The organism is candidate division KSB1 bacterium, assembly GCA_022566355.1.
Lineage (GTDB): Bacteria > Zhuqueibacterota > JdFR-76 > JdFR-76 > DREG01 > JADFJB01.
In genome coordinates this window covers 1-19,032 of record JADFJB010000096.1, presented here as the reverse complement: position 1 = coordinate 19,032, position 19,032 = coordinate 1, and the positions used below count along the sequence as shown (strand labels likewise).

The 19,032-nt window shown below is 40.0% G+C and carries 16 protein-coding genes; 1 reads left to right on the top strand and 15 read right to left on the bottom strand.

The features are described from left to right. Window positions 1-458 precede the first annotated feature (458 nt). The 12 genes from IIC38_15185 to radA form a co-directional block, all read right to left on the bottom strand. On the bottom strand, window positions 459-1,100 hold the full coding sequence (locus IIC38_15185; protein ID MCH8127279.1) for a site-2 protease family protein: 642 nt from the start codon (window positions 1,098-1,100) through the stop codon (window positions 459-461). Then, on the bottom strand, window positions 1,097-1,528 hold the full coding sequence (locus tag IIC38_15180) for a nucleoside 2-deoxyribosyltransferase (GenBank protein ID MCH8127278.1): 432 nt from the start codon (window positions 1,526-1,528) through the stop codon (window positions 1,097-1,099). The genes IIC38_15185 and IIC38_15180 overlap by 4 nt, the downstream gene beginning before the upstream one ends. Then, window positions 1,529-2,269, bottom strand: coding sequence for an SDR family oxidoreductase (locus tag IIC38_15175; GenBank protein ID MCH8127277.1), 741 nt, complete (start codon window positions 2,267-2,269; stop codon window positions 1,529-1,531). It lies immediately after the preceding gene. 76 nt (window positions 2,270-2,345) lie between these two features. Further along, window positions 2,346-3,293, bottom strand: coding sequence for a site-specific tyrosine recombinase XerD (gene xerD / locus IIC38_15170; GenBank protein ID MCH8127276.1), 948 nt, complete (start codon window positions 3,291-3,293; stop codon window positions 2,346-2,348). A 56-nt stretch (window positions 3,294-3,349) separates the two neighbouring features. Beyond that, the gene (locus IIC38_15165) at window positions 3,350-3,781 is read right to left on the bottom strand and encodes a hypothetical protein (GenBank protein MCH8127275.1); all 432 of its coding nucleotides are present in this window, start codon (window positions 3,779-3,781) and stop codon (window positions 3,350-3,352) included. Between the two features lie 284 nt (window positions 3,782-4,065). Then, window positions 4,066-4,713 (bottom strand): ribulose-phosphate 3-epimerase, encoded by a 648-nt coding sequence (locus tag IIC38_15160; protein ID MCH8127274.1) that lies wholly within the window; start codon window positions 4,711-4,713, stop codon window positions 4,066-4,068. Window positions 4,714-4,724: 11 nt separating this feature from the next. Next, window positions 4,725-5,570, bottom strand: a complete 846-nt coding sequence (locus IIC38_15155) for a PASTA domain-containing protein (GenBank protein MCH8127273.1) — start codon at window positions 5,568-5,570, stop codon at window positions 4,725-4,727. Then, window positions 5,560-6,909: a 16S rRNA (cytosine(967)-C(5))-methyltransferase RsmB gene (gene rsmB, locus IIC38_15150; protein MCH8127272.1), complete on the bottom strand. Its 1,350-nt coding sequence runs from the start codon at window positions 6,907-6,909 to the stop codon at window positions 5,560-5,562. The genes IIC38_15155 and rsmB overlap by 11 nt, the downstream gene beginning before the upstream one ends. 42 nt (window positions 6,910-6,951) lie before the next feature. Then, on the bottom strand, window positions 6,952-7,884 hold the full coding sequence (locus IIC38_15145; GenBank protein MCH8127271.1) for a methionyl-tRNA formyltransferase: 933 nt from the start codon (window positions 7,882-7,884) through the stop codon (window positions 6,952-6,954). 212 nt (window positions 7,885-8,096) lie between these two features. Beyond that, window positions 8,097-8,387, bottom strand: coding sequence for a preprotein translocase subunit YajC (gene yajC, locus IIC38_15140; protein MCH8127270.1), 291 nt, complete (start codon window positions 8,385-8,387; stop codon window positions 8,097-8,099). Between the two features lie 42 nt (window positions 8,388-8,429). Then, the gene (gene tgt, locus IIC38_15135) at window positions 8,430-9,566 is read right to left on the bottom strand and encodes a tRNA guanosine(34) transglycosylase Tgt (protein ID MCH8127269.1); all 1,137 of its coding nucleotides are present in this window, start codon (window positions 9,564-9,566) and stop codon (window positions 8,430-8,432) included. A gap of 199 nt (window positions 9,567-9,765) precedes the next feature. After that, entirely contained in the window at window positions 9,766-11,139 is a 1,374-nt protein-coding gene (radA, locus tag IIC38_15130; GenBank protein MCH8127268.1) for a DNA repair protein RadA, read from the bottom strand. An 802-nt stretch (window positions 11,140-11,941) separates the two neighbouring features. Between radA and IIC38_15125 the strand changes: the two genes are divergently transcribed. Further along, entirely contained in the window at window positions 11,942-12,400 is a 459-nt protein-coding gene (locus IIC38_15125; protein ID MCH8127267.1) for a T9SS type A sorting domain-containing protein, read from the top strand. Window positions 12,401-12,566: 166 nt separating this feature from the next. Here IIC38_15125 and IIC38_15120 read toward each other — a convergent pair whose 3' ends face one another. The 3 genes from IIC38_15120 to IIC38_15110 all read right to left on the bottom strand — a co-directional run bounded on the left by IIC38_15120 (window position 12,567) and on the right by IIC38_15110 (window position 18,621). Beyond that, the gene (locus tag IIC38_15120; GenBank protein MCH8127266.1) at window positions 12,567-14,204 is read right to left on the bottom strand and encodes a hypothetical protein; all 1,638 of its coding nucleotides are present in this window, start codon (window positions 14,202-14,204) and stop codon (window positions 12,567-12,569) included. A gap of 306 nt (window positions 14,205-14,510) precedes the next feature. Then, a complete protein-coding gene (locus IIC38_15115) occupies window positions 14,511-16,094 on the bottom strand; it encodes a M20/M25/M40 family metallo-hydrolase (GenBank protein MCH8127265.1) in 1,584 nt (527 codons plus the stop codon). Between the two features lie 517 nt (window positions 16,095-16,611). Further along, on the bottom strand, window positions 16,612-18,621 hold the full coding sequence (locus IIC38_15110) for a S9 family peptidase (GenBank protein ID MCH8127264.1): 2,010 nt from the start codon (window positions 18,619-18,621) through the stop codon (window positions 16,612-16,614). Window positions 18,622-19,032: the final 411 nt, after the last annotated feature.

The following is a 19,032-nucleotide window of genomic DNA, read 5'->3' as shown; positions in this document are numbered from 1 at the left end:
CATAACTGATTTATAAAACTGTCATTCCCGTCCCGCCTGGGGCGGGATTATCGGGAATCTTGTTACACAGGCCACATAGATCCCCGATAAACATCAGACTGTCCGAGAATCGGTCTTGTCACTCCTGCAAGCTTTAATCAAAAGTTCATTTTGTGCTTAACTAATGCAAATAGACCCCCGATTAAAGCGCTCGGGGGTGACAGTTATGGGGTTCTCTGATAACCTGAAAACATTCGAAAATGACATTTTTTGTGTCTCGCGGATAGCCTGAAAGCATTAGGGAATGACACTCTACAACAGCCTAAACGACGAGATAACATAGTTGGAAATTTTAAGCTTAAAATCATAATTCATGAATAATGAAGGTTAATTATAATTTAGTTATCAACTTTTATAAAAGGATTTTGGGGTAAGTATAAACTGATCTGCGTTTTTGCGGGCAAACCATCCACCCTAAATCACAAAAAAGACTGAATGATACCCTGGTAATATCCAAAAATTATGCGAACAGGGATAAATATAACCCGGAAAAATCCTGTCATCATCAGTATAATAAGAATATAAAATCCGTAAGGTCGGATTTTTGCCATGATCTTTGCGAATTCGGGGGGTAACACATTTTCCAGGATATGCGAGCCATCCAAGGGCGGAATGGGCAGCAAGTTAAAAAATGCAAGCAACAGGTTAATAAACATCCCCATGCGAAAAACATAAAGAAATTTATTATTAAGATCGGTAACGCCAAAACCAGTGATCCACAGTAAACTTAACACTAAGAAAATAACCGAGAGGATCAAGTTGGAAAGCGGGCCGGCAAAGGACACTTTAATTTCATCCTGGCGCCTGTTTTTAAAATAAGCCGGATTAACCGGAACCGGTTTGGCCCAAGCAATAAAAAAAGAGGAACCTGTGAGGATTAGGAATCCAGGGACGATGATCGATCCGACCAGATCGATATGTTTAATTGGATTTAAAGTAATCCGGCCAAGCATTCTTGCAGTCGGATCACCGGCTCGTTCCGCAGCAATGCCATGGGCACATTCATGAACTACCACGGAAAAAATTAATACAGGAAACAAAAATAAAATTTGATCGATCATTTGTACACCGACATGCTGGTTTCAATCCATCCTGGCAGATAATCCAATAAATCGTTGATAGATTCATAAGTATAAATATAAAGGTTTTGTTGGGTATTTCCAGTTATCATTTTACTGACTTTAAGCCCGCTGAGATAAGTCGCAATAACCGGCTTATCGCTAAGCAATGCATATGCAATTTCATATCCCACTCCTGTCGATGGATGGGAAATTTCCGCAAGCAAAAGGTCGCAATCATGAATCAAGCGGATGTCCCGATTATAAATCTCAGTCGCAGAAAAACTCTTTTCCATTTGCAGCACATTTAAATCGGCGACATGTTCAGTCAAAACGGTAAGTCCATTTTCAGTTAGCGTCTCTGCCATTTTCTTGTAAATCGGTGCATAACTTCGTCCGGCGCTAATTGCGGCGGAAAAATAAATCTTCATTTAACTTCCTTCCAGGCGAAAACCGCCATCCACGGGTATTATTGTTCCGGTTATATATTCCGAATCTGCAAGTAAAAATCTTACGGTTTTTGCAATATCTTCCGGTGCTCCAATCTTCTTCAGCAGGGTGTGATTTTTAAAAAACTCCCTTCTTTTGCGAGAGGATTGTTCAGCGGGTAGTACCGTTCCCGGAGCAACCGCATTCACTTGTACTTCCGGCGCCAATGCTTTTGCCAATCCATAAACCAAATGATTAATTCCTGCTTTGCTGATTGTGTACGGTAGATAATTAGGCCATGCAAGCTCGGCGCTAACATCTGATATTAATATAATTTTACCATGTTTTTGTAACTTCATTTGAATGCCAATCTGCTGGCACAGAAAAAAATACGCTTTCAAATTTATAGATAATATTTCATCCCATTCTTTTTCAGTTGTCTTTAAGAACGGAGTCTTGTAGTAAGTAGCGGCATTCCCGACCAGAGCGTCAATTTTGCCATGTTTCTCAACAACTGAAGCTACCATCGCTGCTGCTTGGTTAATATCTGAAAGATCGCAACACCTCAATTCTACATGCAAATTTTGGCTTTGCAGCTCATCTTTCAGTTCGTTTGCTTCATTTTCCGAGGAGTGATAATGGAGAATCAGATTTGCACCGCTTTTAGCAATAATGCGGCTAATTGCAGCACCCACCCTTCTGGCGCCGCCGGTTACTAAGATGACTCGATCTTTAAGACTCATCAATACATACTTTAAAATTCTAATTCAGACAGGATTTACAGGATAAACCAGATTCAAGTGAATTAAGTGAAACCCATCAATACTTTAATTGTTCTCGAGGATGAAAAGAGCGATGTACTTCTTGCAGGTACATTCTATCCAAATGTAAATATATGCTTGTAGTAGAAATATCCGAATGGCCCAACATCTCTTGCACAGCCCGCAAATTTGCACCACCCTCTAGTAAATGTGTCGCAAAGGAATGACGGATCGTATGCGGAGAAACTTGTTTTACGATACTTGCTTGTTTTACATATTTTTTAAGTAAATTCCAATATGCCATCCTGGTTAATGGCCTGCCTGTACGGCTGAGAAAAAGTACTTCTCCAGAATATTTTCGCTTGGCTAGTTTCGGCCTTAATTCTGCAAGATACTTTATTATTAACTTTTTTGCAAAACTCCCAATCGGCACAATTCTCTGCTTATTACCTTTTCCAAATATAATTTGTACGAAATCCTGTTCAAAATTCAGATTTTTCAAGGTGATTTTCAATATTTCGGATACTCGGGCTCCGGTGGCATAAGCAAATTCAAGCATAGCAGCATCACGTAATCCGAAATCATCAGAAAGGTCAGGTTGCTGTAACAGCTCAACCATCTCATCCTGATTGAGTACATGTGGAATTTTTCGCACAATTTTTGGGGCTTCCAATAATTCAGTTGGATTATTATCTGAATCCCCTTCTTCATGCATAAATTTATGAAATCCCTTGAGAGATGAAATGGTTCGATGAATTGATGCAGGAGCAAGACCAAGATCATATAAAGAATAGATGAAGTTGGATAAGGTTTGAATTGTCACTTTTGAAAGTGACAAATTATCGGAATGCAGATGTTGAAAATACCTTCTCAGATCGATTCCATAATTATCAATAGTATTGTCAGCCAGTCCTTTCTCAATCCGAAGATAAGTCAAATAATGATCAAGAATTTGTCCGTATTTAGGTTGAAGTGTTGAGGTGTTTACTTGTGTTTGATCATCCATGAAGCAATGGGGAGATATTTGGTTGTAATAAGTCAGTGAAAAAAATGGATGCTTTCTTACTTTAATTCCTGCTCGGTTAGAGAAAGAGCAATACTGGACATCATTACTTCCGGGCCGAGAGTGCTTAAATCACCGGAAAGAATGCTCCGATCCACATTGGAATAAACGGAACAGCTTGCTGTCCGATCAACGATCAATCCCGAGATTTTGTCCCCGGATTCCGCGTAGAAAGTTACTTCACCAAGGGACTCGGAGAGAACATAACCCGTACAAAATTGCAATTGTAGGTGTGCATTAGTCGTGTATACAGAAACTAAAGTTCCTTCATGAGCACCCATAGGAACCTTGGGGTGTAATTCCAGGGCAAGGCGATGTTTATTCTCAGGATTTTCCAAGACGATTCTGTAGTAGTTTCCAAGGTCCTTTACAGGAACTTGCATTAATTTAGCAATGCTTTCAGCATCTTTTTTAGTCAATTCATTTCTCATTAATTACTCCAACTCGATTTACAAATCCGGGATAAATAAGAATCAAGTTACGATATGGAATTTAAATAGTTGTTAAACAAATATCAACATAATAATTAGTCTGTAAAAATCCTAATTATTATTTATCGTCAGTTCGCTATAATTTATTCATAAGGAAAGTATTCAGCCTTTGTCTCGGCACATGCTGCCATATAAACCGTGGCAAGTGGAGTTAAACCATGATTCACTTATTTTCGAACTCACGTTATTTAAAATCCTTTATAATGTAAGTCTGAATATCCTTTCTATTCCAATATAGAAAGAAATTCTTTCACGGTTGCTGAAATATCTTTCGATTGATAAATTGCTGATCCTACTACCAACACATTTGCACCGTTGCTGACTACATCTTTAGCCATATCCAAATCTATACCGCCATCAGCTTCCAAAAAAATATCTTTCCCGGAATCCTCAATCATTTTAGCTATTTGTTTGATCTTCATTAAAACTTCAGGAATGAAAGCCTGACCACCAAAACCGGGGTTGACAGTCATGGCTAGAATCAAATCTACATAAGGGATCACGGGTTCAATATTTGATATCGGTGTAGCCGGATTGAGTGCAACACCAGCTTTCATATCGAGAGATTTAATTCTCTCTAAAGTCCTGTACAAATGAGTACAAACTTCCGCATGGACAGTGACAATTTTTGCTCCGATTTGCTGGAAATTCTGAAGAAAGTCATCCGGATTTTCAACCATCAAATGGACATCAATGGGTAAGTTCGTGATTTTTTGAATATGTTGCAACACCGGCGGCCCGAAAGAAATATTTGGAACAAAATGACCATCCATCACATCTAGGTGCAACCAGCCGGCCCCGGCATTTTCAACCAGTTTGATTTGCTCGCCAAGACGAGAAAAATCCGCATTTAATATCGATGGCGCCAGTATCGTTTGCTTACTCAATTTTCTAGTTCCTCCTGGTCTTCAATTCTACTCACAATTAAATCTATTGGCGTCGACGGATCGATCAGTGAATCAGCTGGAATCGATTGCCCCAATATGGTCTCGGGCAATAGATCTTCGTTTACCCGATAAATGATGATTCCGAGCTGAAAACCTGACCTTACAAGGATCTTCCTGGCTTCTCTAAAGCTTTTGCCGGTAAGTTGTGGTGCAGCTAAAAACTCAGGGATATCCCCGAGACTTATAACAAAACGGACGGTATCCCCGATGGTGACACTATCGCCACTCATAATCGATTGACCAATAACAACATTTTTAGGATACATTGTAGAAAACTCATATTCCAATTTTCCCGGGACTAATTCTGACCTTCGTAATATCGCTTCGGCATTTCGTTCGGACTGTCCAATCAGATCAGGTACACCAATCCACTTTTCTCCCTTACTGACTACCAAATATACACGACGTCCGGTTTTGACTGTTGTTCCTGGCGCCGGGTTTTGTGTTAATACCGTACCTTTGGGGAGGGATTTACTAAAATTCTCATGGTCTAAAATAGGCCTGAATCCATTTTGTTCTAAAATTTTATTGGCATCTTCAACCATTTCAAATTCAACATTGGGCAATATCACCTCTTCACCATGTTTGGTATAAATGGGCAGAATAATTTGATCGAACAAAAGTACTAGTAAGGCCATCCCAACAACTGCAATTCCTAAACGTAGTGGGTACTTCCATTCGAACCAGTTTTTGAATCTAATAAATAATCGGATTATTATATAGTCAGAAGGTGAAGCAGCATCCTGTTGCTGTTCAGGCTCCTTTTCCAAATCACTTCCCATTCAATTTACCTTTCTTTAAACTCACACAAAAAACACCATCCATGGTATCAATCTCACTAACGGTATTCAAATAATTCCCGGATAGATCACCAAAGTCATCCATCTTTTCAATCGAATAATGTTGATTCGAAAGCAAAAAACTTTCGATCATTTTTTGGTTCTCATTTTTATTGATGGTGCAAGTATTATAAATTAAAATTCCCCCGAATTTCAAGACTTTATCTGCTTCTTTTAATAATTTGGATTGTAGCTTTTGAATATTATTCACATCAATTGGGTTACGGCGAATTTTAATATCCGGATTTTTTCGAATCACTCCCAAGCCGGAACAGGGTGCATCAATGAGGACAGCGTCACATTCGTTCAGTGGCAGCTTGGTGCCATCACCCTGAAGAACTTTGACATTTTGAATACCCAATCGATTCAAATTATCCAAAACCTTACCAAGACGCCCAAAAGATTGATCCAAAGCAAATAGAGTTTTATTATTGTCGCTTAATTGAGCCAGGTGGGTAATCTTGCCGCCGGGAGCAGCACAGACATCTACAATTTTGTCAGGTGATGTCCGCATTAAGCAATGAGCAGAAAAACCTGCGCTTTCATCTTGAACACTAAACCAACCTTCATAATAACCTGGCAAATCTTTAACCGATCCTTTGAAATTATTAAGTACCAAATATTCTGGCAGGTATTTCCCCGGTTGAAAATCAATATTTTTATCACTTATTTTTTGTTGATATTCATAGGTTGCTATTTTCTTCAGGTTTACTCGCAATGTAAGCCGAGGTCGTTGATTTAAACTATTGAGAATATGTTCTATTGTATTAGAATCGTACTGTTGCAATAAAAGTTCTACCATCCAGGCAGGGAATGCATAATTCACAGAAAACCAGGAAATCAAATCAGGTTCTTTACCTGGGAATCGAATTCGATGGCGATTACGCAGATAATTTCTTAAGACACCATTAATTAAACGGGCGTATTTAATTCTTCTAAAATACCTAGCGAGCATAAAAGCTTCATTCAAAACCGCATAACCCGGAATTGTTTTCAGATGGTGCAATTGATAAATGCTGCAGCGGAGAATTTCTCGAACTTCAATTGGATATTCGTTCAATTTACCATGAACAAATTGGCCTAAAATCCAATCTGATTGTATGCGCCATCGCACACTGCCGTAAATCAGTTCGGAAACAAATGATTGCTCCTTTTGGTCTGGTCTCATGTCTTGCCAAAAATCCTGCAGCAACAGATTTAATGGCTTCATATTTTTATTAAACTCACAAAGAAGCTTGACCGCATTGATCCTTGCTTCAGAGGCTTTGCCTTTTTTATTCATTTGTTTGATTGAACTGGGATAAGATTGAAGCATTGCCCCAGGTCAATTCACTTTAAAACCAGTTGACAATTTTCTAGAATCCACCCCCCTTACAAAATCAATCGTCCGCATACGTTTTTTTCCTTCCTGTTGGATTTCTTCTATTTCTATCCAAGCATCCGCAGCTTTGACGAACAATCTCTGAATGTCATTTACATGAACATCTCCATTATTTGCTTTTAAGTCAAATTCAACAGGGCGAGCACGATATATTTTAACCAGCTTATCCTCGAGATAAGTAAAAGCGCCAGGGTACGGTGAAAATGCTCTTATTTGATTCATGATGCGATTTGATGAATTTTTCCAATCTATTTTACAATGTTCCCGAGTGATTTTTGGAGCTTTTGTCGGCTGGCCAGCCTGCTTCATTCTCGGCTCAGTCCCAGCTTCAATATGGTTAACCGTTTGAAGCACCAACTCAGCGCCAATTTCTGACAATCGATCATGCAGCGTTCCGGCTGTATCATCAACATCAATCTCAATTTTTCGTTGCAAAATAATATTACCGGTATCAACGCCTTTTTCAATAAAAAAAGTGGTTACACCGGTTTCGGAATCACCGTTTAGCAATGCCCATTGAATAGGTGCGGCGCCCCGGTATTTGGGTAAGAGTGAAGCATGTAAATTGATCACCCCTTTTGAAGGGATTTCAATAATGTTCTCCGGTAAAATTCTGAAAGCCACCACAACATATAAATCTACCGGACACGATTTTAAATAATCAACTATTTCTTCTGATTTCAAGGATTGAGGCTGGTAAATATTTATACCCAATTCCACTGCAGCGTTCTTAACTGCCGTTGGGATGAACTTTTGACCACGCCCCCTGGGCTTATCTAAACCTGTAACTACGAGCTGAACCTCATGAGGAGATCCAGCTAAAGCCTTTAATGTGGGAACCGCAAAATCCGGAGTTCCCATAAAAACAATTTTCATAAACGAAATAAGTTGATAAAATGATTATTTGAAACTTCTGAAAAATCAACAGAATGTCATTTCGACGAAGCGAAGCGAGGAGAAATCTTATCGTGTAACTAGTCATTTCAGAGTATGGATTATAAAGATTTCTCGTCGTAAACTCCTCGAAATGACAACATTATAATTATTTTTCAGAAATCTCTTTATGCCATTTTGAATGCTTCTAATCCTTAAGCAGCTTTTTCTACTTTTCGTGTAATAGAAGCGCGAGAAATATTAACTTTAACGTTATCGGCTATCTTTAAAATTAAAATTCCTTCTTTTTCTTTAATCCCTGCAATAGTCCCATAAATTCCACCAGCCGTAACCACTTCATCACCTTTTTGCAGAGATTGGATCATCAATTTTGTTTCTTTGTGCTTCTTGGTCTGCGGTCGAATCATTAGAAAGTAAATAATGACAAAAATCAAAATGAATGGCAAAAATGCCATGAAGGCACTGCCGCCTTGCTCCCCTTGCATGAGTACAAAAGATGCTATCACAATCCTTCTCCTTTATTCTTTTTAATGATTATTAAAATATCTTAAATAAAATTTCTTTTTCCAGGATTCATATCGATCCTTTAAAATTGCTTGTCTCGCTTTTTTAATCAACTCCATATAGAAATGTATATTATGCAAAGATGCAAGTTGAAGTCCTAAAATTTCGTCAGCCTGAAAAAGATGTCTAATATATGATCGAGTAAAATTTTTGCAGGCATAGCATGAACAGTGCACATCGATTGGACTGAAATCATTCTTATGAACAGCATTTTTGATCACGAGAACCCCATCCCAGGTAAATACCTGGCCGTTCCTGCCATTTCTCGTCGGAATCACACAATCGAACATATCCACACCCAGGCCAATACATTCGACAATATCTTCGGGCTTTCCGACTCCCATTAAATATCTTGGCTGTAATTGCGGCATCTTGCTGCAACAATACTCGGTCAGACTATACAATTGCTGTTTAGGCTCTCCGACGGCAAGCCCGCCAATCGCATAGCCGTCAAATTCGATGTCCAGTAATCCATGTATGCTGTCACGCCGCAACTCTTCATAGCTGCTTCCCTGGACTATACCAAATAAAAATTGCTGATACTCATGAACCTGTCCATTGTTTTGAAAATGATCTTTACAGCGTTTAGCCCACTCCAGTGTACGTAAATGAGAATTTTTTGCATAATCATAATCACACGGATAAGGAGTACATTCATCCAGCACCATAACGATATCAGGCCCAAGATTACGCTCGATTTCCATCACTTTTTCGGGAGTAAATAAATGGATCGATCCATCGATATGAGAATGGAATTTAACCCCTTCATCTGATATTTTTCTCAAATCTGCCAAACTAAATACTTGATAACCGCCACTGTCGGTCAGAATTGGTTTATCCCAGGAAATGAATCGGTGTAATCCTCCATGCTCCCGAATCAGTTGGTCTCCCGGACGAAGGTAAAGATGATAGGCATTACCCAGAATAATTTGAGCGCCAGCTTGGGTTAAATCTTTTGGTGACAGTGCCTTGACAGTTCCCTGGGTTCCTACAGGCATAAAAATAGGAGTTTGAATTTCACCATGATCTGTTTTTATTTTACCTGCCCTGGCGCTGCTGGTATGATCCACATACTCAAGATTAAAAAATTTATCTGACACGGTTGAATCTCAATGATTGTTTATAAGTGTTGCTCATAAAAACCGATTTTCTTTAAATAATCTCTAATTAATGTGAGTTCGACATAAGTACATTCATGGTTCGACTCCGCTCACCATGGCTTAAATTAGTTGCCTGAGCGGAGTCGAAGGCTAATAGCAATTCATATTTTGCTTATAATATGGTAATGTCGAACTCAGGTTAATTATTAAATTTTGTTAAAGCTGATCGAATATTTTCCAGTTCAACTACTTTAAGTTTCTTTAAATTTAACGCTTTTCGTTTTTGTTTGGGAACATAAGCAATGTGAAATCCAAGTAAGTCCGCTTCTTTGAGCCTGCTTTCCAATTGGGATATAGCCCGGATTTCTCCTCCCAAACCTACTTCACCCAAAAACAAACTTTTTGAATTCAAAATTCGGTCTTTATAACTGGAGGCGATGGCCATCAAAATAGCTAAATCCACGGAAGGGTCCTCGATCCGAAGCCCACCGGCCAACTTGACGAATACATCGAATTCTCCCACATGATAACCCATGCGCTTTTCAAGGATAGCCAACAAGAGCGCCAGTCGTTTTTGATCGATTCCGGAAGCGGTTCTTTGCGCCATTCCAAAACTGGTTGAAGTCGTTAATGCCTGCAATTCGAACAGAATCGGACGCGTCCCTTCGACGGCGCAAGTGATTGTCGAACCGGAAATCTCTTCATTTACACCGGATAAAAACAGTTGTGATGGATTCTCGATCTCCACCATGCCTTCTTCATTCAACTCGAAGACGCCAATCTCGTTTGTCGAGCCAAAGCGATTCTTGATTCCTCTGAGGATTCGGTATTGATAGTGCCGATCGCCTTCCAGAAACAACATGACATCCACCATATGTTCCAAAACCCGGGGGCCGGCAACAGCGCCATCTTTGGTTACATGCCCCACTAATAATATGCTGATCTCTTTGGCTTTGGCTAACTGGAGCAAAGCCATGGCAGATTCTCGTACTTGCGTTACACTACCCGGAGCGCTGTCGAATTCCGGATTGAACATAGTCTGGATCGAATCGATGACGACAATTTTGGCATCCAATCGTTGGATTTCGGCTAGTACCTGGTGAATATCCACTTCAGAAAATATGTAAAAATTCCCCGGCTGTAAACCAAGTCGTAATGCCCGCATTTTTACTTGCTGTAGAGATTCTTCTCCGGAAACATACAAAACCGTTTGCCCATTCTCTGCATAACCTGAAAGAACTTGTAAGAGCAGTGTTGACTTACCGATACCTGGATCGCCAGAATTTAAGACCAGGGAACCTGGCACTAAGCCGCCTCCCAAAACCCGATCAAACTCTTTGAGATTACTCTTAATTCGATGGGAATCGGCGACTATGACATCATTGAGTAAAACGGATTTTGATGGTTGTCCAATTTCTAGAACTCTGGCGCTTCGTTTTACCGGCTGAATTTTCTCCTCGACCAGGCTGTTCCATTCACCGCATTGGGTACATTTACCTGCCCAACGGGGAAACTCGTTACCACAATTCTGGCAAACGAAAATGGTTTTTGCTGGTTTTGTTCTAGTGGCCATTTTGGTTATTAGGGCTCTTAGTCGAAAATTTAATACTGCTTAGTAAATTTTGTTCATATTATTTCACAAAAGTGCTAATTTTAGCACTAATATGTACTAGAAACTTCTTAAAAATACCTATGACGTTGTCATTTCGAGGAGTTTACGACGAGAAATCTTTAAAGCCTATACATAGTGGGAACAAGATTTCTCCTCGCGGAGTTTATCCTGAGCGCAGCCGAAGGGCTTCGTCGAAATGACAATTGATTGATTTTTCAGAAGTCTTTAATCATTAATGTGGATATATTTTATTAATATTTCATTAAATATTTTTAGGTTCCAATTTTAATAAGCATCTTTTTTATGTTTTGTCAAAGGAATTTTTTTGAAACAGCTTTAAAGCCTCTTAATAAACAAATAAATCGAACTTGATTAAAGAAATCACAATTCTTATATTGCTAAATCACATGATGTTTTGGAGCGTATAGATTTTTAACCAATAATTTTTTCAGATATAGTCTATTATTATAGTTTGATAAACGTAGTTAGGTGGCTTTAAAAAATAGTAGGAGTAATAGTCATGAGAAATATCTTATTTATTGCAATACTAATTATTTTTTTCAGAAGTGCTGAAGTTATGGCTCAAATAGAGATTACCGTTTCTATAGATAAAACCGAGTATCAAGTTGAGGAGCCAATTATTATTAACATCACAGCACACAATCCTACAATTGATACACTCACATTGTATTTCACCAGTTCTTGTCAATCGGAATACTACATTGATGATTTCTATTCTGCCTCATATCACGGTTGTTATGCTGTGTTAACTCAAGTAACCATTTCACCTGATTCATTGTATACTTGGATCTGGAATCACACACCTGATTATTATCGCCTTGAGGAGGGAACTTACTCGATAACTGGTGAATTAATTGGTTATGGCTTGTCAGATACAATTAAAATTTTTGTTCAACAAACGACCGATATTGAATATGAGAGTAGAAGTGTTCCTGAAGTATTTCATCTATTTCAAAACTATCCAAATCCATTCAATCCATCAACGAAGATTTCATATTCCATACCACGTTCAGATTTTGTGACATTAAAAGTTTATGATATGCTTGGTAGGAGCATTCAGACTTTAGTTAGAGAATTTCAAAAGGCAGATACATATTCTATCAATTTTGACGCAAGTAAGTTTTCAAGTGGAATCTATTTTTATAGATTGCAAGTAGGTAATGATTTTGTAGAAACAAAGAAAATGTTGTTAATGAGGTAAATTAACAGTTGCCACCTAACCATCGCATCCAGTTGACGCCGAAACGCGTGGCGATTTTTCGAAATCTCGTACCTCGCATGTTGTAATTGTTGTTATTGAAAGTTAGTACTTCTGGAGGTTTCGGCGCAACTGATGCGTGACCGTTATGTGTTTTTCAAATAATTTATTAATCTCTTAAATAAATAACCTTCCGCACCACCCCACCCTTTTCTGATTGGACAGTTACAGAAACCGAAGGATTTTTTCCATTTACACGGACGATATATTCAACGGTATGTTTGGAATCAGCCGATTCTCCCTGACTTCCTCGTTTGCCATTCAAATGTCCAATATCTACCCGCTTTTTGCCTGATATAAGCTCAGCATCTTTCAAGTCCATTAATACACGAACAGGTGAAGCAATTTTTGCATCCAATGCTCTTTGTGTGATGTTGGTTGGTAAGTATCCTTCATTTTCAATGAGAACCGTAATTTTCGCAATTTTACTCTTTTCAATAAATTCCGTAGAAACTTCTTTAATCACAATACGAGGACTGATTTCAGCCAGCCACAGCATCCAGGGTACATATTTTTCGATTTCCCCTTTAAGGAGATGAGTGGGTGGATTCTGCCGGGTAAAACGGGTTTTCCAACCGCCAATCTCCACTTGTCCCAATTTTGGATGATCAAACCTTTGCCAGTTAACAAATCCGGAACCGCCTAATTCTTCATCGTTCCAACGCAGTCGTTCGATTTCAGTTACGCTGCCATTTTTATCATAATCCCGGCCAAACCCACCCCAGAATTCTGGTACAAATGCAACCACGCCAAAATCCCAGTAAGACCAGCTTATCAATGTGCCATGTCGATGAATTCTAGGATTGCTATAACTGGGTACTACTCGTTGTCCGGTTGTGGTCTTATATTTATCAGATAATTCGAGAATTAATCTTTGATCGGCAAGATTATAATTATCCCAGGATGTCGTCGAAGGGAGCCGATACAAAAATCCACCCGAGGTATGGCCATGAAAAACACCGGTAATATTCCGATGAGCATTGATAAACTCAATCGTTGCCCGGGTTTCCGGTTCTGAAAGTGGATATGGCCCGGCGCCTCGCTGTTCAAACTCCAGACCCCAATTGCGTGGAAAATTACGATTCATGTCGATGCCGCCAATGCCATCTTCGTTGTAATATCCATCATCATCATCATCGATACCTTCGGAATATAAATCATAGAAATTGCCGGATAAATCGCCATCTTCACGGCGGACCATAATCCGCTGATCTTCCTGACTGATCTTCCATATTCCGTTCGGATTTTTAACTCGCATTCGCGTGATGGCGCCATCCTTATTCAGATCGTTGGTTGGATCTTCATCCAACAAACCATCTCCATCTTCATCATAAGGTCTCGGTGTGCTGCGAAGATTGATTGGCGTGTTTAAAGCCAGATCTGCGCCATCAGGATTAAACTTAGGACGTACATAAAGTGTGTGTGTATCTAACAGTTCGGTTATTCGTCGATCTTTGCCATAATTACTCAAAACATGCCAGGCAAAATAAAGAGCGACTTCAGCACCGGTAAGTTCTCCAGCATGAATATTGCCATCATAATAGTAACCCGGTTTTTCAGAGGCTTTTCCGGTTTTCTTGTTGGTAATTTCAATTACCATCAATTGAGTGCCTTTGTGGGTTTTCCCAATTGAATAAAGATTTGTCAGGTTCGGAAATTCAGTTATCCAACCTTGTAACAGTTTATGCGTCCGTAGTACTATGGTATTTTTTCCAATTGGGATTTCGGGGATCTTCGTTTTGGGCAATGGCGCTTTGACTTAAAACCAACAACACTATAAAAGGAAAACACAAATATTTATTTATTTTATTTATCATGTTTATTCCTTTGGTTAGAATTATTGAAAGCAGATTTGAGACTGTGTTAAAACTCAAAATCTCAAAGAATACATTAACAAGCATTAAATGTCATAACGTAAGGTGATGATATTTAACAAGATCCTTCCCATTTCATATATTAGCCAACTTTAGCCAGCATATCCAAGCAACCTCTTGAGCCATTCGTCATGCTCAGGATAAACTCGTCGAAGGGGATGCGTTACTAAAATAAAAAACTAGTTTCGGTTATCCTCTTTCGGAAAACCACCTCTCCGATTGGGTTCCCTGGGTGTTGGCCACGGCCTCGGTTTACCTGTTTCCTGATTTACAGGCATCACACGTTTTTCCCGGGATACCAATTCCGGATCCTCGGATGCTAAATATGCCAGTGACGCAGCAAGGACTACATTATTCATCAAATCATCGAAAACCAATTTATCATAAGTATCCCTGTTGGTATGCCAGGTATATGTTCCATAATCCCAGCTTAACGAACCAATGGAAAACGCAGGCGCGCCTGCAGCTACGAAAGAGGCATTATCACTGCCTCCCCGAGATGGTCTTCCTGGTAATCGCAAATTAATCTGTCGTGTCACCTCGCTGGGGACTCGAGCAAGCCATTTAGCCAAAAACATACCGGCATCGATAAAACCTTGACCGGATATTCTCACCACACGACCCGTGCCATTGTCCTGGTTAAACAAAACTTGCAGGTTTTCAACAATTTCAGGATGATCTTCTACAAAGGCACGAGATCCGTTTAAGCCCTGTTCCTCGCTGCCCCAATGACCAACCAGGATGGTACGTTTTGGTTTAGGATATGACTTTTTCAAAATTCGCATCGCTTCCATCATAGTCAACGTACCGGTTCCATTATCCGTTGCACCGGAGGCTCCATCCCAGGAATCGAAATGAGCAGAGAGAATGACGTATTCATCGGGCTTTTCAGTTCCCTTAATTTCAGCAATTGTATTAAAAGTTGGCACTTCTCCTAAAAATTCCGCATCTGCGATAATCCTGATGATTGGATTATCTCCATGCTCGACAAGACGATACACCAAACCGTAATCTTCTAAGCTCAAATCAACCGTTGGAATTCTTTGGGTAGTAGTGCCAAGCACTTTGTTAACTCCCCAGCCATTTGACCACCGTGAAGCGATGATACCGGCAGCGCCGGCGTCTTCAATAGCTTTTGGTAAAGTCCTGCGGTTGTATCCTGCTTTTTTAACTCTTTCACGCCAATCATCACGCAGTTTTTGCCGTTCCTCTTTCATTTTTTCGAAGGATTCCTCAGTAGCAAACTCTTCCCAATTATCATCTGTGCGGCCGGTTGGTTGCGGCATTGATATGAGCACGAACTTGCCGTTTACATTGGGCAACCAGTTTTCAAATTCGATTGAATCAGCAACATCCGGCATAATAATACAGCTTGCTTTTAGCGGACCCAATGTACCCGGACTCCAGGCCATCATTGTTCCTTCAAGAGTTCGCACCCGTGGTTCCATCATGTCGATGTGCGAAATTCCTCTTCTCCAACCACGCCATTTACCCCATTCTTCATTTCTGGCTGAAATGCCCCACCCTTTGTACTTCTCTACAGCCCAATCATGTGCTTTTTTCATCTGCGGTGTTCCGACCAGTCGTGGCCCGATAACATCTAAAAGTTCATGGGCAAGTTGTTTTAATTGCGAGTTATCCATGGCCTCTGTCCAGATCTGTTTCAATACTTCATCATCGGTAGCCAGATTCTGGGCAATCGCTGCCGAGTTCGAAAAACCAAATAAGCAAATTAATATTATAATTATTGTAAACTTTCTCATAGGTTAACTCCTCATTAGAATTACAATTAATACAATTATTGGGTACTCAACAATACTTAATAGATGGCAAAATTCCAAGTAAAAAGGCCTCAATTTTTTTATTGTTAAAATACGAATTGAGAAATCAGTCAGATATTATCTGAAGAGAAAATCGGTCTTGCAATAAATCAATCTGATTAGGAGGTTGCTGTTTATTTTGTGATGAAAAAGCGCAGATAATCGGTCATTCCCTCGCGAATTACATTGGGGAACCAGTCTAAATCTTCAAACTCAAACAAGTGAAACCGTTTCATACGTGATGCTCAGCTTGAACAAAATCATTATCAGAATCGGCGTAATTTTCAATTATGATTGTGAAATGAAGCAATTATTGATAAAAAGGGTTGTCAAAAAAATGTCTGAACCAGGATGATCAGGATTTGAGGATTCACAAGAATTAATTCTAATAATCCTGAAAATCCCGATTCAGATTAGATTTGCTTATTCAGTTCGATCATTCACTATTCACAATTAACCATTAATTCGTGGCCATTTTTTTTAAATACTGATCAAACCAGGCTACCACCCGTTTGATGAAATCCAATTGATGCGCTCTTTCTCTCAAACCATGTGGTTGGCGTGGATACAAAACCAGCTTGGTCGGGACATTTTTATGTTTCAAGGCTGTATATAATTCGATTCCCTGTCCAGGATGGACCCGTGCGTCGGACATTCCGTGCACAACCAAAGTTGGGGTTTTTGCTTTCTCGATATGGTACATCGGGGATCGCTGCCAGTGCAAATCCCTTTGATCGTACCAATAGGAATTCCAATGCACCAATGACATTTCATGGGGGATATCGGTTGTGCCATTGAACGAAATCCAGTTCGTAATACCTGCGGCAACTACGGATGCTTTGAATCGCTCACTAAAACGAGTGGCCGCCCATGCCGAGAAATAGCCGCCATAAGACCATCCACCAGTGCCAACCCGGTCCGGATCGACCAGGCCTCTATCTATCAATGCGTCTATTCCCGACAAAACATCATCAAACTCACTGCCGCCTAAATCATCATGATCGGCCTTGCTGAATGCAACTCCTTTACCAGCGCTGCCTCGATAATTCGGTTCCAGAACCATATAACCATTCGCCGCTAAAACTTGGACAGGATAGCCGGAGCGCGTATTCCAGCCATTAAGGCTTACACCTTCGGGTCCACCATGTATTTGCAAAACCAGGGGATAATTTTGACCTTGCTCGTAATCGACTGGATAAGTCAAGATACCCTCAATCGACATTCCGTCTTTGGCCTTCCACTCAATAACTTCTTGTCTCCCTAATTTGACTGCGGCTAAATCGGAGTTATGTTTGGTTAACCGCATTAATTTACCATCTTTGAGTTTGCCTGCAAACACTTCTTGTGGATGTTGCGGAGTATGAGCGACCGCTGCTATTAAACCTTTTTTTGATTGAATACTCAAACTTTGCAAGATTGCTCCCGAGGAAAAAATCTTTTTCATCTTACCATTACTGGCATTCAGGCGATTCAGAGAAGATTGGGTGCCCTCGGTAGCTGACATTAAAAGTTCCTTATTGTCCAACCAACCAATCCAATTAGCTGTCGCACCGTAATTCTCGGTAAGATTTTTAGCCGTTCCACCATTTGCAGAAACCACAAACACACTCTGGGCTATGGGATCGTTAAGACTTACGGCAGCAACAAAAGCAAGCTGGGTGCCGTCCGGAGAGAATGCCATATTACCAATTTTCCCTTCGGTCTTGCAAAGGATTGCCGGCACTCCACCATCTACAGAAACGGTATAGATCTTTTTGTAGATATAGGAATCATCAATCAATGGAGTATCTGTTGCTTGTATTGCGATTTTACTGCCATCCGGGGACCAGGTATAGCTCCAGGTAGATAGTTCTTTTTCATAAATCTTGTGTGACTCCCCGTTTGCTACATTCATTACCCATAAACGACGATGCTTGAAATTCTCATCTGCAACTTGCCAATCTTCTCCAGCTTTTTTTGCTTCCTTTTCCGCATCGGTTGCCGGATCGGTAGACAGAAATGCAATTGATTGACCATCGGGTGACCATTGATACGAACTGACAGAAGTTTCATGATGGGTTAATGCCGTTGCTTCTCCACCATCGATGCGCATTTGATAGACTTGCGTATTCGCATCATGCTCCTTGCGATGGGAAAGAAAGGTTATCGATTTGCCATCACGAGACCAGCCAACAGACCATGCGCTAACAGGCTTCGAAGTATATCGCTTTGGTTCTCCACCCTTGGTCCCTACGACCCAAATTTCAGAATAGGCTCCGCCTGGTGTATCCTTTTCACTTCTCGGAACACTCAAAACATAAGCGATCCATTCGCCAGTTGGATCCAAAGAAACCTGGGATACCCTCTCCAAACTGACAACCATCTCAGGTGTGAAGACCTTGTCCTGGGTCATCGCTGTCGTTGAAAACAATAGTAGAATCAACAAAGCCAGGACAAACCAACTTCGATGAACTGATTTTATTTGAATCATGGCGCTTCTCCTTATGTTATTTGGAAAATAAGTTAATAAATTGGTTTGATTGATTGAAGACTAAATAAAACATCAAAGATTAATAGTATACGGAAGAGCAATAAGGAGGCAGCAAAAATGGCATGCTGCTACTTTTGCTAAACGGAGAAACACTGTCCTGCAATTCAATAATGAGATCACCGCTTGTAAACTGGCAGACCGCAATAACATAAGCGTTTTTCTTCCTTTTCTCTTCCTCCTTTGTTACTTTGTTACTTTGTTACTTTGTTACTTTGCTCCTTTGTCACTTTGTTACTTTGTTACTTTGTTACTTTGTGCCTTTGTGCCTTTGTGCCTTTGTGCCTTTGTGCCTTTGTGCTTTTGTCACTTCAAGCACTCTACTTCAAATAAATAGCCTTTCGTACCGCGGTA

Bases quoted from the DNA above. Each gene is read 5' to 3' on its own strand.
- xerD (MCH8127276.1), bottom strand. From the start codon at position 3,293: ATGGATGATCAAACACAAGTAAACACCTCAACACTTCAACCTAAATAC.
- IIC38_15110 (MCH8127264.1), bottom strand. From the start codon at position 18,621: ATGATTCAAATAAAATCAGTTCATCGAAGTTGGTTTGTCCTGGCTTTG.
- radA (MCH8127268.1), bottom strand. From the start codon at position 11,139: ATGGCCACTAGAACAAAACCAGCAAAAACCATTTTCGTTTGCCAGAAT.
- IIC38_15115 (MCH8127265.1), bottom strand. From the start codon at position 16,094: ATGAGAAAGTTTACAATAATTATAATATTAATTTGCTTATTTGGTTTT.
- rsmB (MCH8127272.1), bottom strand. From the start codon at position 6,909: ATGAATAAAAAAGGCAAAGCCTCTGAAGCAAGGATCAATGCGGTCAAG.
- IIC38_15165 (MCH8127275.1), bottom strand. From the start codon at position 3,781: ATGAGAAATGAATTGACTAAAAAAGATGCTGAAAGCATTGCTAAATTA.
- IIC38_15180 (MCH8127278.1), bottom strand. From the start codon at position 1,528: ATGAAGATTTATTTTTCCGCCGCAATTAGCGCCGGACGAAGTTATGCA.
- yajC (MCH8127270.1), bottom strand. From the start codon at position 8,387: ATGCAAGGGGAGCAAGGCGGCAGTGCCTTCATGGCATTTTTGCCATTC.
- IIC38_15185 (MCH8127279.1), bottom strand. From the start codon at position 1,100: ATGATCGATCAAATTTTATTTTTGTTTCCTGTATTAATTTTTTCCGTG.
- IIC38_15155 (MCH8127273.1), bottom strand. From the start codon at position 5,570: ATGGGAAGTGATTTGGAAAAGGAGCCTGAACAGCAACAGGATGCTGCT.
- IIC38_15175 (MCH8127277.1), bottom strand. From the start codon at position 2,269: ATGAGTCTTAAAGATCGAGTCATCTTAGTAACCGGCGGCGCCAGAAGG.
- IIC38_15145 (MCH8127271.1), bottom strand. From the start codon at position 7,884: ATGAAAATTGTTTTTATGGGAACTCCGGATTTTGCGGTTCCCACATTA.